The 15,773-nt window shown below is 62.3% G+C and carries 13 protein-coding genes and 1 tRNA gene; 4 read left to right on the forward strand and 10 right to left on the reverse strand.

Annotated features, from left to right (window positions below):
• Window positions 1-18 precede the first annotated feature (18 nt).
• Both C7G42_RS00770 and C7G42_RS00775 read right to left on the reverse strand, forming a co-directional pair.
• The gene (locus C7G42_RS00770; protein WP_106947217.1) at window positions 19-1,389 is read right to left on the reverse strand and encodes a cytochrome P450; all 1,371 of its coding nucleotides are present in this window, start codon (window positions 1,387-1,389) and stop codon (window positions 19-21) included.
• Window positions 1,390-1,420: 31 nt separating this feature from the next.
• Window positions 1,421-2,797 carry a hydrolase gene (locus C7G42_RS00775; protein ID WP_106947218.1) on the reverse strand — a complete coding sequence of 459 codons (1,377 nt, stop codon included), beginning with the start codon at window positions 2,795-2,797 and terminating at the stop codon, window positions 1,421-1,423.
• Between the two features lie 147 nt (window positions 2,798-2,944).
• On the opposite strand from C7G42_RS00775, the gene C7G42_RS00780 reads away from it, so the two are divergent.
• Window positions 2,945-4,633 (forward strand): MFS transporter, encoded by a 1,689-nt coding sequence (locus C7G42_RS00780; RefSeq protein ID WP_106947219.1) that lies wholly within the window; start codon window positions 2,945-2,947, stop codon window positions 4,631-4,633.
• Window positions 4,634-4,650: 17 nt separating this feature from the next.
• On the opposite strand, the gene C7G42_RS00785 is transcribed toward C7G42_RS00780, so the two are convergent.
• Both C7G42_RS00785 and C7G42_RS00790 read right to left on the reverse strand, forming a co-directional pair.
• On the reverse strand, window positions 4,651-4,866 hold the full coding sequence (locus C7G42_RS00785; RefSeq protein WP_106947220.1) for a cysteine rich repeat-containing protein: 216 nt from the start codon (window positions 4,864-4,866) through the stop codon (window positions 4,651-4,653).
• Window positions 4,867-5,036: 170 nt separating this feature from the next.
• On the reverse strand, window positions 5,037-5,342 hold the full coding sequence (locus C7G42_RS00790) for a hypothetical protein (protein WP_106947221.1): 306 nt from the start codon (window positions 5,340-5,342) through the stop codon (window positions 5,037-5,039).
• Between the two features lie 253 nt (window positions 5,343-5,595).
• On the opposite strand from C7G42_RS00790, the gene C7G42_RS00795 reads away from it, so the two are divergent.
• Entirely contained in the window at window positions 5,596-6,651 is a 1,056-nt protein-coding gene (locus C7G42_RS00795) for a polysaccharide deacetylase family protein (RefSeq protein ID WP_106947222.1), read from the forward strand.
• A 71-nt stretch (window positions 6,652-6,722) separates the two neighbouring features.
• Here C7G42_RS00795 and C7G42_RS00800 read toward each other — a convergent pair whose 3' ends face one another.
• Complete coding sequence (locus C7G42_RS00800) at window positions 6,723-7,124, reverse strand: hypothetical protein (protein WP_106947223.1); 402 nt, start codon at window positions 7,122-7,124, stop codon at window positions 6,723-6,725.
• Window positions 7,125-7,233: 109 nt separating this feature from the next.
• Window positions 7,234-8,883 (reverse strand): ArnT family glycosyltransferase, encoded by a 1,650-nt coding sequence (locus C7G42_RS00805; RefSeq protein ID WP_245427478.1) that lies wholly within the window; start codon window positions 8,881-8,883, stop codon window positions 7,234-7,236.
• 344 nt (window positions 8,884-9,227) lie between these two features.
• On the opposite strand from C7G42_RS00805, the gene C7G42_RS00810 reads away from it, so the two are divergent.
• Entirely contained in the window at window positions 9,228-9,935 is a 708-nt protein-coding gene (locus C7G42_RS00810) for an Arm DNA-binding domain-containing protein (RefSeq protein WP_106947225.1), read from the forward strand.
• Between the two features lie 185 nt (window positions 9,936-10,120).
• Here the strand turns inward: C7G42_RS00810 and C7G42_RS00815 are convergent, their stop codons facing one another.
• Window positions 10,121-10,783, reverse strand: a complete 663-nt coding sequence (locus C7G42_RS00815; RefSeq protein ID WP_106947226.1) for a DUF3800 domain-containing protein — start codon at window positions 10,781-10,783, stop codon at window positions 10,121-10,123.
• Window positions 10,784-11,181: 398 nt separating this feature from the next.
• Here C7G42_RS00815 and C7G42_RS00820 point away from each other — a divergent pair, with 398 nt between their 5' ends.
• Window positions 11,182-11,727 carry a hypothetical protein gene (locus tag C7G42_RS00820; protein WP_147250221.1) on the forward strand — a complete coding sequence of 182 codons (546 nt, stop codon included), beginning with the start codon at window positions 11,182-11,184 and terminating at the stop codon, window positions 11,725-11,727.
• A gap of 59 nt (window positions 11,728-11,786) precedes the next feature.
• On the opposite strand, the gene C7G42_RS00825 is transcribed toward C7G42_RS00820, so the two are convergent.
• From C7G42_RS00825 to C7G42_RS00835, 3 genes are all read right to left on the reverse strand, one after another.
• Window positions 11,787-13,541: an ATP-dependent nuclease gene (locus C7G42_RS00825; protein ID WP_106947228.1), complete on the reverse strand. Its 1,755-nt coding sequence runs from the start codon at window positions 13,539-13,541 to the stop codon at window positions 11,787-11,789.
• Window positions 13,542-13,834: 293 nt separating this feature from the next.
• A tRNA-Thr gene (locus tag C7G42_RS00830) sits at window positions 13,835-13,910 on the reverse strand.
• A gap of 100 nt (window positions 13,911-14,010) precedes the next feature.
• Entirely contained in the window at window positions 14,011-15,747 is a 1,737-nt protein-coding gene (locus tag C7G42_RS00835; protein ID WP_106947229.1) for a heme biosynthesis protein HemY, read from the reverse strand.
• Window positions 15,748-15,773 lie beyond the last annotated feature (26 nt).

Genomic DNA, 15,773 nt, shown 5'->3' on the forward strand with positions numbered 1-15,773 from the left:
CGGCCAGACGGGGCGGCGTCACCGACGTGTGATGCGGAACATGGGTGAGTGGTCCGGCTGGGTCGTGACGACGCCGAGCGGGATCACCGGATTCGCCTGTTCGGCAAGCTCGACCCGGAACGCTCCGATCAGCCGGGCCAGCGCCAGTACGGATTCGGCCTGCGCGAACGGCGCGCCGATGCAGACACGCGGCCCTGCGCCGAACGGCAGATAGGCAAAGCGGTCCGGCGCCTCCGTCGACATGAAGCGCTTTGGAATGAACGCATTCGGCTGATCCCACAGCTTCTCGTGCCGGTGCAAAAGCCAAGGTGCGATCATGATGATGTCGCCCTTGCCGATCTCGATTCCGGCCGCATTGTCCTTCTCGCGCGCGGCACGCGCGACGAGGAAGGCCGGAGGATAGAGCCGCATGGTCTCGTCGATCACGGCACGGGTGAGTTTCTGCCGCTCGATGTCGGCCATGCTGTCGAGATGCTCGCCGCTTGTCTCGGACGCGACCTCCTCCTGCGTGTCAGGATCGAGCGCGAGCAGATAGAGCCCCCAGAACAGCGCCGTCGCCGTGGTCTCGTGTCCGGCGAGGATCATGGTCGCGACCTCGTCGACCAGTTGCTCGTCGGAGAACCCCTTGCCGGTTTCCGGATCGCGCGCCGCGTCCATGAGATCGAACAGGTCACGCGGCGGCGCGCCGTCCTTCTTGCCGGCAGCGCGCCGCTCGGCGATCAACATCGCGACGAACTCGGTCCAGCGCTTGCGGAAACGGGCGCGGGCAAAATCCATCGGGCTCGGCCAAGACACCGGCAGCAGCATGTCGAGAAAGTAGGGCCGTCCGAGCCGGGACGCATATTCCATGATGAAATTGCGCAGGGTCGCGCCGTGCCGGTCCATGCCGAACGAGAACATCGTGCGCCCGGCGATCTCCAGCGTCATGCGCTGCATGATTTCGCGCAGATCGACGGGCGCGGCCGTCTGCGTCTCGAGCTTGGCAATGGTCTCGTCGAGCACCGCCGTCATGTGCGGCACGAGGTTGGCGGTCGCGCGCGGCGTGAAGGCCGGCGCGAGCGTGCGGCGCTGGAACGTCCAGGAATGACCTTCCGCGATCAGAAGGCCGTCGCCCAGCACCGGACGCAGCATGCGGATTCCCGCCGGCGTGCGCGTATAGTTCTCGTAATTGGTAAGCAGGACGTGCCGGATCGCATCCGGCTGGTTCAGGATGAAGCTGTTGTGGAGGAAGAAGCGGCCCTTGATGACGTCTTCCTCATAGGCGGGCTGCCCCCAGGTCGCGATCATGTTGTGCCGGATCACGGCAAGCCGGCCGAAGAACGACATGTCGTCGGGCGCACGCGGGGGAGCCAGAGGGATGATTGGCCTGCGCACGCTGGCGATATTCATGGCTCTCTCCCGATATGACGCAGGCAAATAGCTAGTAAGTCAGCTCGGCAATCGCAATCCTGTTCTCCGGGGCAGGCCAGGCACGCGCCACAATTCGTTCTTCGCCGAACTCGGCCACGATGTTGCGTCCAACCTCGCCGGCGGGAAGCCGCAAGGTTGCTGCCGAATCCGTGGGCACGCCCGGCTTGACGTCGGCCGGCTCCTTGCCGTCGAGCAGCACCACGTCCCGCGGCAGGCCGAAATAGCCCCTCGGCCGCGACATGATTACGACAGCTCCTGCGTCCTTGTCGGCCGGCCCGAGCGGGCGCGCGGCGCGCAAATGCACGACGTCGGATGAGCGCGGGAAAGGCGAGCGGTAGATATGCGTGACCGGCGCGTCCGGCGATGTCAGCACGAATTCAAGCGACCAGGCGGGATCGACCTGCGCCGGCCCCCAGCGGCCATCGGCACCGGTCTTCGCGCTGTGCAGCGCACCGCCGCTGCGCTCTCCGGTTTCAGGATCGACGCGAAAGATATCGACGGTTGCGCCCGTCACCGGGCGATTGGTCGGCACGCCGCCCGGCGTCCCCGTGACGAGGCCGCTCAGCCGCACGCTTGGGTCCGGCACGATCGCAATGCGCGCGGGCTCGCGACCCGCGATGAATTTGTAGATCTCGCGGAAGGCGCGCGGATGGAACGCCACCTCGCGATGGTCGAGCGCGCCGAGCACCAGATTGGTGGCGCCCTTCAGCTCCGGTCCTTCGACGGTGACGCCGGTCGGCGTGCCGGGCTTGCCGATGAAGCGGCCGTCGGCCTGGGCGTATTTGTCCATGCCGTCGCTGCGCAAGGTGAGAAAGGCGACGCCCGGCGTCACCTCGCTCTCGCCCTCGTTCAGGCCGCGCAGGAATACGCCGCGGCCGTTGAACTCGTTGTTGGGCTGGTCGTCGGTGGCGAACACGCCGTGATTGGGCGTGCCGCACAAGACGGCGTGGCTGACATCGCCGGCACCACCGTTCTTGATGACGTTGCGGATCGCATAGCCGCCGCGCGAGCTGCCGACCAGCGCCACGCGAGGCGCACCCGTGCGGCGCTTCAACTCGGCGATGGCGGCAGAGAGCTCGCGGCGCTGGTCCTCGGTCGAGGAACGGTTCGCCTGCTCGACCTTGTCATCGGTTCGCGCCAGCGGATCGGTGAAATTGATCGCCATCATGCGATCACGCGCGATGCCGTTGGATTCCATCCGCCACAGCGTCGTCATCCAGAGCGCGTCGTAGTCGCCATTGCCGTGGACGAACAGGATCGGCGGCGGCGGGTCCGGAGGCAATGCAGCCGCCGGCGCAGATTGGGCCCATGCGCCCGTCCGCAAGCTCGCAATTGCGAAAGGCAAGCTGCTAGCGCCCTGCAGGATCGTCCGTCGCGACAGCTTCATTTGTTCCTCCCGGCAAACCAACTCTTTGCACCGCTTATAGCGGCCTAACCACTGGACAGCGAATGACTTTCGCGGGCATCACTGAATTTGCCGGAATCGCCCAAGTTCACCCCAGGACCATTTCTGCCAGCCCATTTGGAAGGGGATATGACCGAGCAGACGAACCGCCAGAAAATCGCCGCCGACGGCATCACCGCGCCTCTGCGGTACACCGTGTTCCGGCGCATCTGGCTCGCCAGCCTGCTCTCCAATCTCGGCCTCCTGATCCAGGGCGTCGGCGCGGCCTGGGCGATGACGCAGATGGCGGCCTCAGCGGACAAGGTGGCGCTGGTGCAGACCGCCTTGATGCTGCCGATCATGCTGATCTCGATGCCGGCCGGCGCCATCGCCGACATGTATGACCGCCGCATCGTCACGCTGGTTTCGCTGATGGTTGCACTCACCGGCGCGACCGCACTGACGGTGCTGGCCGGGTTCAATCTCATCACCCCGGAGACATTGCTCGCCTTCTGCTTCGTGGTGGGCAGCGGCAATGCGCTGTTCGGCCCGGCATGGCAGTCTTCGGTCAGCGAGCAGGTGCCACCCGACGCGCTGCCTTCGGCCGTTGCGCTGAACGGCATCAGCTACAACATCGCGCGTAGCTTCGGTCCCGCGGTCGGCGGCGTCATCGTCGCCGCGCTCGGCGCGGTGGCCGCTTTCGCCTGCAACGCGATCCTCTATCTGCCGCTGCTGGTGGTGCTGTTGCTGTGGCGGCGCAACACCGAGCCCTCACGGCTGCCGCGGGAAAAGCTCAACCGCGCCATGGTCTCGGGCTTCCGCTACATCACCAATTCACCGCCGATCAAGATCGTGCTGTTGCGCACGCTGGTGATGGGCCTGATCGGCGGCGCGATCATGGCGCTGATGCCGCTGGTCGCACGAGACCTGCTGCATGGCGGCGCGCAGACTTACGGCATCATGCTGGGTGCCTTCGGCATGGGCGCCGTCGTCGGCGCGCTCAACATCCACGAATTGCGCAAGCGCATGAGCGGCGAGGCGGCGATCCGCGCCTGCACCATCTCGATGGCGTTCGCGATGGCCGCGCTTGCCCTGAGCACAGAACCGGTGCTGACGGCGGCTGCGCTGGTGCTGGCCGGCGCGGTCTGGATGGCCGCGGTGGCGCTGTTCAATATCGGCGTGCAGCTCTCGGCGCCGCGCTGGGTCGCCGGCCGCTCGCTCGCAGCGTTCCAGGCTTCGATTTCCGGCGGCATCGCCATCGGCGCCTGGGGTTGGGGCCATCTCACCGATTATGCCGGCGTCGAGGTCGCGCTGCTGACCGCCTCGGGCCTGATGCTGGTCTCGCCGCTGCTCGGGATTTGGCTCACCATGCCGCGCGTCGGCGCCCGCAACGAGGACGCCGACGTGCTGGCTGATCCCGAGGTCAAGCTGTCGATCACGGGCCGCAGCGGACCGCTGGTGGTGGAGATCGAATACCGTGTGTCTCAGGAGAACGCGCGCGCCTTTCACAATGTGATGCAGGACGTGCAGCTCTCGCGGCAACGCAACGGCGCCTATGGCTGGTCGATCGCCCGCGATATCGCCGATCCCGAATTGTGGACCGAGCGATATCATTGCCCGACCTGGTTCGACTACTTGCGCCAGCGCAACCGCTCGACCCAGTCCGAACGCGCGCTGCATCAGCAGGCGATCGCTTTCCACATCGGTCCGGAGCCGGTGCGGATCCGCCGCATGCTGGAGCGTCCGTTCGGCTCGGTGCGCTGGAAGGAGGAGACGCCGGATCGTGCGAGCGCCGAGGTGCTGCCGGTCGTCGCATCCGCGGCGGGGAGCAGCACTTAGTATTTTCGAGTCCGTCCCTACTGCCCGTGCTCCTTGAGCACCTTGTCGCAGCCCTTGCTGAGTCGGGCGCGGTTCTCCTTCAGGCAGGCGAGCACGGCGCCATCGCCATTGTTCATCACGGCGCGGCAGAAGCGGGTGACGTCGCGCGCGCAGGCATCGTGGCCCGGCTGCTGCTGCGCGGATGCGACCGATGCGCCGAGGAGCAAAGGAAGAATGAAAAGAAATCTGGTCATCGCGTAATGCCTCTTGCCCGGACGAATGTGCGGGCGAAGCTAGTGCGACGTATCCTCAGCCGCAACGGCTTTATTATCAGGCTGCATGATGCCGCCGCGTTGCCCCGGCTCGATGCCGAGGCCTATCGCGAGGGGAGCCAACCGACGCAACGACGAGAGTGTTGCGGCTCTTACTGGCTGTCCTGGGCGTCAGCGACTTTGCGCGAGGCGCCCTTGGCGAGATCCTTGTCCATCACCGCGCGGCAGCCGGTGCTCAGATCCGCACGATGCTTGATCATGCATGCCGTGATCTTCGGGATGTTGGGGATTTCCGACGAGCACAGGCGGAAGGCGTCGCCGGTGCACTGCTGCTGCGCTTCGGCCGAAAAGGCGAAGCTCGAGGTCGTCGAGACGAGCGAGACGATGGCGGCAAAGCCGAGGGCCATGCTGCTGTCGCGGATACTGGCAGAGAAGGACTTGGTCAGAGACTTGGTCATTTGAAGCTCCCATTGGCGCCGTCGCAACGGCGCCCGTTGTTGATGGGAATGACGATGCTCCACCAAGACGGTTTCTACTGTGATGATGGTCACGCGGGCCCCTCCCTCTGTGACTTCGGTCACTTTGGCGCACAGCGCTGAAATTCCTCCGCAACCGCTGTCGTGTTGGTGTCACGTTAACTCTTCTTTCGCATTAATGGCTCGTCGCGCGGGAAATTCCGCTGGTTTGGTTGCGTGATTGGAAAGAGTAGCGATGCGTAATGCGTTGGGCCTGATGCTGGCCAGTGTAGTTGCGGCGGTCGTGATCGCCGCCGGCGGTTGGTTTTATTATTCCTCGCGGGCCGACCAGGCCGCTCCCAAGACAATTGCCGCCCGTGCCGCCGATCCATTGCCGGCACCGGCGAAGCTTGCGGCCAGAGATGACGTCGAGACCACCGCGACGGTCGCGGCCAGGCCGACGGCCTTTGCTCAGGCGCCCGCGCCCGCGCCGGCCATGCCGGTTCAGCAAAAATCGACCTGCGCCAATCCGAACGCGCTGGGCGTCTCCCGCGTGGTCGAGATCGACACCACCGGCGGCCCCGGCTTCGGCTTCGATCATTTCAAGCAATTCGACTTCCTCACCGACAAGGAAGTCGTGCTGACCTTCGACGACGGTCCCTGGCCGGTGAACACGCCGAATGTGCTGAAGGCGCTCGCGGACGAATGCACCAAGGGCCTGTTCTTCTCGGTCGGCAAGCACGCGACCTATCATCCGGAAATCCTACGCCAGGTGCTGGCCCAGGGCCATACGGTCGGTACCCACACCTGGTCGCACGTCAATCTGAACGGCAAGAAGATGACCGAGCAGATGGCCAAGGACGAGGTCGAAAAGGGCATCAGCGCGGTGAAATTCGCACTCGGCGCCAACCCGGCGCCTTTCTTCCGCTTCCCGCAGCTCCAGCATAATCCGGCGATCGTGAGCTATTTCGGCACCCGCAACGTCGCGATGTTCTCGACCGACGTCGATTCCTTCGACTTCCGCAAGGGCGCGACGCCGGAGAAGATCATCGAGACGGTGATGACGCGGCTCGACAAGCTCGGCAAGGGCATCATCCTGATGCACGATTTCCAGAAGAATACCGGCCTGGCCCTGCCGGCGCTGCTCGCGCGGTTGAAGGCCGGCGGCTACAAGGTCGTGCAGATGAAGGCCAAGACGACGCTGCAGTCGCTGCCGGAATATGACGAAGCGATCATGAAGGACATGAAGGTGCCGACCGCGAGCACCAACACGCGTCCGATCGCTAGCGTTGTGCAGACGGTGTCGCAGTAAACGCCATCGATCTAATCCAAAACGTTTGCGTCATGGCCGGGCATTTGCCCGGCCATTTTTGAGCGAGCCGCTCACCAATAGATGCCGTGGCGGTGCAGCTCGCTGATGATGCGGCGCTCGGTCCAGCGCTTCGACTTCGGCTTGCCTGCACTTGCCGTTTTCTTGGTGGCGGGCCTGGTCGTCGCGACCGGCGCCGGGGTGGGCGCGGGCGCAGACACCGCCGAAGCCGCCGGTGCGACCGGAGCAGCCGGCTCGGAGAGCGACACTGCCGGCGGACGATCCAGATATTTCGGCGCCTCCGCGACCGGCGCGACTTCGTTTGCCTGCGCCGTGGTGCTGGTCGCCGACGTCGCCGTGGTCAGTGGAGCAGGAGCCTGGGCGCCCGTCGCGGACAGCGAAAGGCTGCGCGAGTCGCCTGCCTGGGCCGACGCAGAAGCCAGGACGATTGCAGCAACCAGAATGATCTTGCGCATGTGAAATCTCCCCGTGTTGGCGTGACCGCGACATTACGGGCGAAGCACTCGGGGTTAAGTGATCGACCTCACATTTGCCGCGGCACAATTTCGAACCGGGCGGCTGCGGTCAGCACCCGCGCCGATAAACCCGCAGCGTCACGTCCGGAAAGCTCATGCTGTCGAGCAGGCAGACGCCCTTGTCCGCGTCCATGCGGGCAATGAGATCGTCGCCGACCCGCGGCCCGACCAGGGTGTGCTGGATCGAACTCGAGACGACGAGGATGTTGGACTGCAACAACGCGTCGCCCGTTTCCTGCGCGCTCCGAAAATACAGCTCGTCGCGTACGACGAGGTTCATCTTTGCCTGCGCCGCGTAGAGCTGGATGGCCGCCGACGTCACCGGATAAGGGCTCGAGAAGCCAACATGGAGCGGGCCAGGCGTTTCCGGCTTGATCTCCCGCAGCAGCGACCAGAGCCGCCCGGTTGCAAGGCGGATGCTCTCCTGCTGCTGCGCGCTCAGCGGTGTCGCAATGCTGATCTGGCCGATGACGACATGCCTGAGAAAGAGCTGGAGAACGAATGCGAGCGCCAGCACCCGGCCGGCCGTGAGAAGGGTGCGGCGGACGTCGTTGCGGAAACCGCAGCGGACGAGCAGTTCTTCGATCAGCTCCAGACTGGCGCAGCCATTGAGAACCATTGCGACGACGAACAGGCCATAGAATATCGCACCGAAATAATAGGTCTTGATCGCCGCGACGGAGGGAATGGCATAGGCGATCAGCACGGAGGCTAGCAGGACGACGGCGTCGCGCAGCGCGGCTCTTCCGCAGATAGCCGCGAGCACCAGACGCAGCAGCATCAGGCCCGTCCCGATGGCGAGCCAATAATGCAGACCGAACTGACCTTCTCCACCGATCGAGAAGCGCAGCAAACCGGCCAAGAAACTTTCGCCCGTCGTCCACAGGTCGCGCTGACCGATGAAAACGTGAAGGATGTAGGTGACGGTCTCGACCAGAGCAGGCCCGATCAAGAGGGCCGTCGTAGCAAGCAGCGGCAGCACGAACCGCAGCAGCACACCGAGGGCCTTGCGGATCGAGTGTCGCAATCCGCCCGTCTCCAGACAATCGACGAACAGCCGGATCGCAAATGAACTGCCGAGGAAAGCGAGCGTGGCAAAGAAGGCAGTCGGCTTGATGCTGACAGCCAGTGCGCAAGCAACGCCGAGACCGGCCAGCGCGTGTGCACCGCGATCGAGCACGCCACGGCGAACGATCGCCGCAGCAGCAAGGCCAATGAAGAGACCCGAGGGCAGATCCGGTCGCGCCTCAGTCACCGTGTGCCACAGCACCGGTACGCAAGAGACCGCAATCAGGCACGCCGCGATCTCGAGCACAGGCCGCCGCCACGCCAGCCAGACAATCCCGAGCAGAAACGCAAAGACCACCACAGCGTGGACGAGATAAGGCCCGATGAAGCTGCCGGGAAACAGCGCAAACCCCGTGATCGCCACCATCGTCGAAAACGGCGCGTGGTCGTGAAGCAAATTCCAGACGCCGGCGGCGATACCCTGGTCTCCGACCGCATTCATCCACCTGATGGCGTCCAGAAAATAGGAGACGTCGTCATAGAGCGGAGGAACGGACAACCGCCCGTGCAGCCGTGAGGCTTCGAGCGATCTAGAGGCGACGATAGCGGTAATGCCCGAGGCGAGAAGGACGAGGCCGGAAATCCGCCGCCATGCGCTCCAATCCGTCCTGGCCCTCGTCTCCGTACCCACCACTTGCCCCGTTACGCGCGTTCATCGGCGGCGCATCGTAGTGACACAAGGGGTCAGCGCAACGCGCGCGAGCCAACTTCAGCGAGCAGAACGCAGGCTTGCGAGGATCGGATGAATGAGGCGCTGGTGCCGCAAGAGGGATTCGAACCCCCGACCCCGTCATTACGAATAACGGATATAGTCCAAACAGCACCGAACACCTTCGAACGCAAATGCCGCGTTAACCCCTTATATAACGGGATTTTTGCCGAGTTGTGCGGTCGAACGCCCAACGCTATCTAACACCCTATTCCGGCCGATCTTCTTACCCCCAGCTTACCCCGGCCGCGTTGGTAGGGCTCCGTATGAGCGAAGGTGCAACCGTTGAGAAGAAGTCCCGCGGCCCCGCCCGAGCGTTGCCGGCTCTGACGGCCAAGACCGCCGCCAGCGCCAAGGGCGACCCCGCGGGCCGCTATGAGCTTCGGGACGCCGGCAAGGACCACGTACGGGGCCTAGGGCTGGTCGTGCAGCCCTCCGGCAGCAAGGCATGGGTTCTCCGGTACGAAGCGGCAGGCGTGCCCCGCAAGCTCACGCTGGAGCCCTATAGCGATGAATTCGGACTGGCCGCCGCCCGGAAGCTCGCGAGCCGGTTCCGCATCAAGATCGCCGAAGGGGCCGATCCGGCCGCCGAGAAGGCGGAGGCCCGGCGCAAGGCCGCCGCCGGTATCGACCAAGGGGCGATGTTCTCGTCGGCGTGGACCGACTGGACGAACGCGCCGAAGCCCAAGAGCCGCAGCAAAAAGGGCTGGCGGCCATCCACAGCCTTGCGAGCCAAGCAGGACTATGAGCGGCGTCTTGAGCCGGTATGGGGCAAGCGGCGGCTCGACTTCAAGCGGCGCAACGCCGATGCAGCGACGCTCGAATTTGACGGCGAGATTTTGGTTAGGGACTTGGAAGAATGCCCGCGCCGGCTGAAGCTCGCACGGTTCATCGATCGGTTCGAAGGCGGCATGGTGTACTACCAAGGACCATTGAGCCCGACGTGGATTAGCCCTCCGCGCGCCGGACGGTAGCGCACCCAGCTAATCCTTTATAATCGCTGAACAAAAAATAATTGTCTCATCCGATTCCATATTGCGAATCAAAGTGTTATGTAGTTGGGGTGTGGTCGTCGCATGGTGACAAGGGCCCCCGGGCACTTCCTCTTTACAGGGGATAGCTATCGCAAGCGGATTTCGCCGGCCACACACTTTCCGGATCAATATTGGTGATCCGTGCCTTTGGCCCAGAGGTCATATTCGTAAGTGATGCGATCTTTGATCAGATCGTAGGACCGCACGTCTTTTCCGCCGCTCTCCCATTTGCGTTGAATTGCCCAAGCGCAATAGTCAGCAACCTGCAAACACGGATCGGCATGGCAAGGCATAAAATCAGCCCGCCATTCTTTGACGCGCTTTGTTTGCCGCATGACGTCTGCGACGGCATCTTCGAAAGCTACCCTCTCTTTTCGAGTACCTAGAGACGCAGTCGTAACAAGAGCCTCAGAATTTTGATCCAGCTGCTTAGTCGCACCGAATTTGAAGTGGTAGAAATATCCGTACTGATAGAAGCGAGATTTTGTATCCCTAACCTGGGGCTGCGCTTTCGACTTCTCCATAACAGTTGCCTGAATGGTGAAAGGCGCGTTGGTGATGACTTTGTACACCTCATCTCTCACAGCCTGTTTGTCAGTTGTCGCATGAAAATACTCGCCTAGCTCAAAGCCCTCCCAAGCAAGTCGGCGACGCAAGTCGAGCAATTGGGTAGCGACTGCACAATCGTCCATGACGACGGTGCAGAGAATGAAGTACTTGCTCACGTTCTGTTGGCGGTTGAACGTGAAGCAACCGGCTTCGTCGGCAAAAACAAATTTGTTAGGCATTGAGAGCACCAAAAGCCGATGACGGAAGAGTCTCTAGTCCGACCATCAAAGAGAGCCGCAGATTCGATACACGTTTCCTACGCGTCGCAGCCCCTTCAGGGCAGCGCCGATTCGTCTTCCACCTGCATCCCCATGAGTTTTGGACCGGCGGGACTCACAACAAACTCGCGCCGAACAGATTCGGAAAGTTAGGAGCCTCGGCTGTTCCCGTCAACAATTAGGGCGACTTACTGAATCAAATACTAAATATGGTGGAAAGTGGGGATAGCTGGGAGACCAAATTTCAGGTTGTCTGGCTAACGCCCCGCAATCTCTTTCAAATTAAGCGCGTTCAAGACCGATTCGCGTTCGTCGGTTGCCGCGACACGCACCCAGTGTCCAATAATCGCAGGCCGATCATGTTCACCGAGGTTCTCCACGAACTCGAACTAGCGAAGCAAAACTTTGAATTCGCTGTCAGGATGCTGTCCTATTGCGAGCAAGGCTTTATTCGCCCTGACGATTTCGACACGCCCCATGTAACTCAGTTGCCGAACGGCAGCTTGCGCTTCCCAAGCGGAAACTACTCCGATCAAGATTCTATATGCCGCGCTGCCAGCGTCAGTGTCGTGGTGGCATTTGGCGCGGCTGTGCTTGTGTTAGATCAGGCCTTCGAATTGTTCGGCACGAAGCCGGACGGCCGATCGACAGACAACATAATTCGACTGCGCACGTTGGTTTACATGATCCGTTGTGCATACGCGCACCGAACCGCTGACCCGCGATGGGAAGTTCACCCTAAGAATCGGCAAACATTGATCGTCGCGCTTCCGAGTCAAACAATATCTCTGGATTTGGCAACTTTAAATCAGGCCGCGTTCGATATCGATTGCATCGGTGGATATATCGGTTGGTTCGAAATGCACGCTCTCGCAAGAGAGCATTTTCGGAAGCGATACGAATGAGGACGTTGGTGCCTGAGGCCGGCAACGCCTTCGCGAAAATGTTTTTATCACACTACGGGCTAGGTGTTGGCGGCCCGAATGCGCTCAACTAGATCGGTGACATGCTTCTTTAAATCAAGTTGAGCCAAGTCCATGGGCTTGGAAGTGGCTAGCTTTGCGACTCTCACCTTGTCTGCACTCGTTTCTATTTTTCTAGCTCGTTTTCCCTCGCTTGCTTTCGGCCAATAGTGCAATGCGTGCGCATATGGCGATGGCTCGCAGGGAGAGTGATACTTAGCCGCATAAAGGGTCTTTAAAGACTCGTGCAGGCGCTCGAAGGGAATGTAGTTTTCAATTTCGCGGCCTTTAGTCAGCCAAGCTTTACCTCCCCCCTTTTCAAACTCGGCGATAATGCGTGACTTGGTCGCGTTGATCTTGGTGTGCGCGGTCGCCTTATCACTGTCCATGATCACGCATAGATGCCGATTGAGCGAGCGCAACTGGATGAATTCGGAAACCTCGTCGTCATCTGCCGACAGATGACTCAGAAGGCGCCCGCCATAAAACATGATAGAGTAGTGAATTCCCTCTTTAAGCTTTGGAGCGATCAGCCCGATCCAGTGCTGCACGTACACTCGGTCAGATGGCCCCTCTACCCAGATAACAAAATTTGATTGGACGATATCTGACGCGCGTATTCCAAGTTCAGTACAGATTGCGAAGCGCTCGTGCCGAAGTACGCTTTCACTGATTTTGGTTTGCGAGCCGTCATTCGTGACATGAAAGATAGCTGCGCCTTCAGTATCGATGAAGCTTGGAGAGTGTGTCGCGACGAAGTACTGGTTCGATGTGTTCGCTTGCAGATAGGAAATTAGTTTCCGTTGCAGCAGCGGATGCAAATGGCTCTCTGGCTCCTCGATGCACACGATTTGCTTCTGACTGATCGTGCAAAACGTGGCGATCATAATCACCTCGTGAATGCCGGTTCCGAGACTCGAGAGAGGCAGCACTTTGTTGTCCATATGGACTTGAACGTGTTGTCGATCGTGCGGGATCTCTATCTTTGCGTTGGGACGCCCCGTGACAGTTTGCAAGAACCGGTTTATTTGTTCGAACAAAGTCCAATCGTCGCGCTTGTCATGGCCGGGATTTTGAAGCTGCGCCAGCCGATCAATGAGGCCGCGTCCGCTGAAGTCTTCGAACGCCTCTGAGGCTTTGCCGATCTGACGGTTGTTCGGAATGAACCGAACCGTAGGTAGCGAAACCGTCAGATTTTCGACGAACATTGAAAGTACTTGCGGAATCCAATGTTGGGTGATGCCGCCGCCGCTGGAACTGGTCATTACGGCCCACAAGTTCTCCCATTCGGACGGCCTTAAAACGTTCACCAGAGAAGCAATCAACTGAGACGTCACGAACAAGTCACTTGCAGGCTTTCCGCTTCTCAATTGCAGCCAGACGAAGCCGTTTGGGGCTAACGCCTCGCTAATTTTGCTTATCATTGGCTCGTACTGCGTCGGGGACCGATCGCCCCACCGCTGGTGTGTGGCGGTCTTAAACCTTGCCACTGACGCAGCTTTGAAATCAGACGCCGGCATTCCGATTGCAAAATAGAACGGTCCGGTTTGCGCACCAGTGAAGCTGTCGAGCTGTTCTGGCTTAGGCTCCTGCTTGCCGCTGCCAAGATACCGGTGAATCAAGTCCAGCACCGTGGACTTGCCCGAGTTATTCGCTCCGACAAAGAAATTGAAATCTTTGAACGGTCCGAGTTCTGCCGCGGCAGGTCCGATGCCGCGAAAAAACTGGACTCGTAAGCCTTGCAGGAACACTGGCATTTTTGAGATTCCCGACGCTGAGAACACGCAGCGATTGCATCTACGCGATCACTGCCTGATTCGTCGGCATTCGGAGGGGCCGCAATGCCCCTGCCCCCAACATTCTCAGGACCGCGGGCACCAATAGCGCTCTGCTCCCCTTTCCGAAGGCGGCGCGTTGTCGCGAACAGCGATGCGGAGAAGATTTGCCACAGCCGAAGGTCACTGTTGGCAGCTAGCCGTAACGGAGAGCCTCTGCTTACCCCGAGCTTACCCGAGACAGTTTTCAACAGGCTCGGAATTGGGCTAAGTGCTGGTGCCGCAAGAGGGATTCGAACCCCCGACCCCGTCATTACGAATGACGTGCTCTACCAACTGAGCTATTGCGGCGAACCCTGCCGGGGCCAAGGCGATGCCGGCCCCGATACGCGCGCCCCTGATATCGGGCATGGCCCGAATTGGCAAGGACATGCCGGGTCGGAAATGCGGCTCACGCGCCCCAGCGGGACCAGAATCCGCGCCAGCCCCCGGCCTGGGCCTTGGGTGTGCCGATTTGTTCCGTAAATTCATCGCTCGGACCCTCGTCATCGATCCCGGGATCGTCGGGGGCCCGGACGATCGGGATGACCGCGGGAATCGGCGCGGCCGCGGGTCTGCCGAGGTCGGCGCGGCTCCGGAACACCGGTGTAGCCGCCGGCGGCGATGATTCGGCGGCCTCAGCGGCCGGCTGGACCGGTTCGGGGGTCGCAACGGCCGTCTCTTCCGTGGTCATCGGGGGCGAATTGTCCTGTGCCGCCGGCAGCGGTTCCGGTGCTGCAGCGGGCAGTTCCGCCGGGCCTTCGCTGGGAGCCGCCGTCACCCGCTTCGGCGGCGGAGCCGCCAGCATGGCCTCCTCGAAGGCCGAGGATTCGATCGTGGTCCCCTTGTCCGAAGGCAGGCTCGCGACCGGCGCCTGCCACTGGAACGCATCGAGCCGGCCGGTGACCGGGGAGACCGGGCGCCAGCGGTCGCTGACATAGCCGTCGGCAGTCCAGGCCGGATCGTGCCGGCCACGCACCGCGCGCAGGGTCCAGGCGCGGGCACGGCCGCTATCACCATGCTCGGCACGCTCGATCTCGGCCATCAGCAGCGCGACGCGCTGGGTCGGATCGTTGACGTAAGGTGCGAGCACTTCGCGCGCACGCGCGAATTCGGAAGCGTCGATCGCGGCGCGCGCGATCGCGAGCTGACCTTCGACATGGCCGGGCTTGTCGGCCGATGTCTTGGCCGCGAGCGTCTCGACCCGCTGCAGGCGTTGACGTGAGGAGTCGCCGAGCTTCACATGCGCATAGGCGTCCGCAAGATCGGGATGCGGATTGGCGAGCCAGGCTGCCTCCACCAGCTTCATCGCACGGCGCACCTGATGCGCCTCGCTCTCGAATTTTGCCGCGAGCACCGCCGCCGGCACCAGCGTCGGCGCGAGCTTGATCGCCTCCATCACGCTCTCGCGCGCGACGTCGCGGTCCATGGTTTCCAATTCCAGCGCGCGCGCGGTGAGCAACACGCCGCGCTGGCGGCGATAGGCCGGCTTGTCGATCAGGCCTGCGGACAAATTCGAATCGAGGATCGCGAGTGCGCCGCTCCAGTCGCCACGCGCGCAGCGGAAGCCGAGCACCGCATGCGAGGCCCAGGTCGAGGACGGCGACAGTTTAATCGCTTCCTCCGCGATCATCACGGCGCCGACCGCATCGTCGGCGCGCTGCGCCTCGATGAACAGCCCGCGCAGACCGAGCAGGCGGGTGTCCTCGCGCTCGGCCATGACGCGGAAGACGCGCTGCGCCTCGTCGCGATTGCCTTCGAGCTGCGCCGACTGCGCATGCAGTAGCAGCGCGAGCGGATCGTTCGGCGCATGCCGCCGCGCCGCCTCGGCGTGACGGCGGGCGAGCGCGGTGTCACCATGACCGATCGCGAGCAGACCTCGGGTGATGGCTTGGCGGCCCCGCGCGTGGCGCTTGTCGTGGCGACGGCGGCGCAGACGCCCCGGCGTGCGCCAGATCGTCGTCAGGATGCTCCAGACCAGCACGACGGCCGCGGCAAACAGGCCGAGCAGGAACACGAATCTGGGAAGCGTCGTTGAGAGGCGGAAACCGCCCGCGGTCAGGACGAGATCGCCGGGCTGGTCGGCAACCCAGGCCGCGCCGGCCGCCGCCAGCGCGATCAGAACGAGGAAGAGGACGATGCGAAGCATGACGATCCCTATACGCGCCGATTGTT

This window comes from Bradyrhizobium sp. MOS003 (assembly GCF_003020125.1).
Taxonomy (GTDB): Bacteria; Pseudomonadota; Alphaproteobacteria; order Rhizobiales; family Xanthobacteraceae; genus Bradyrhizobium.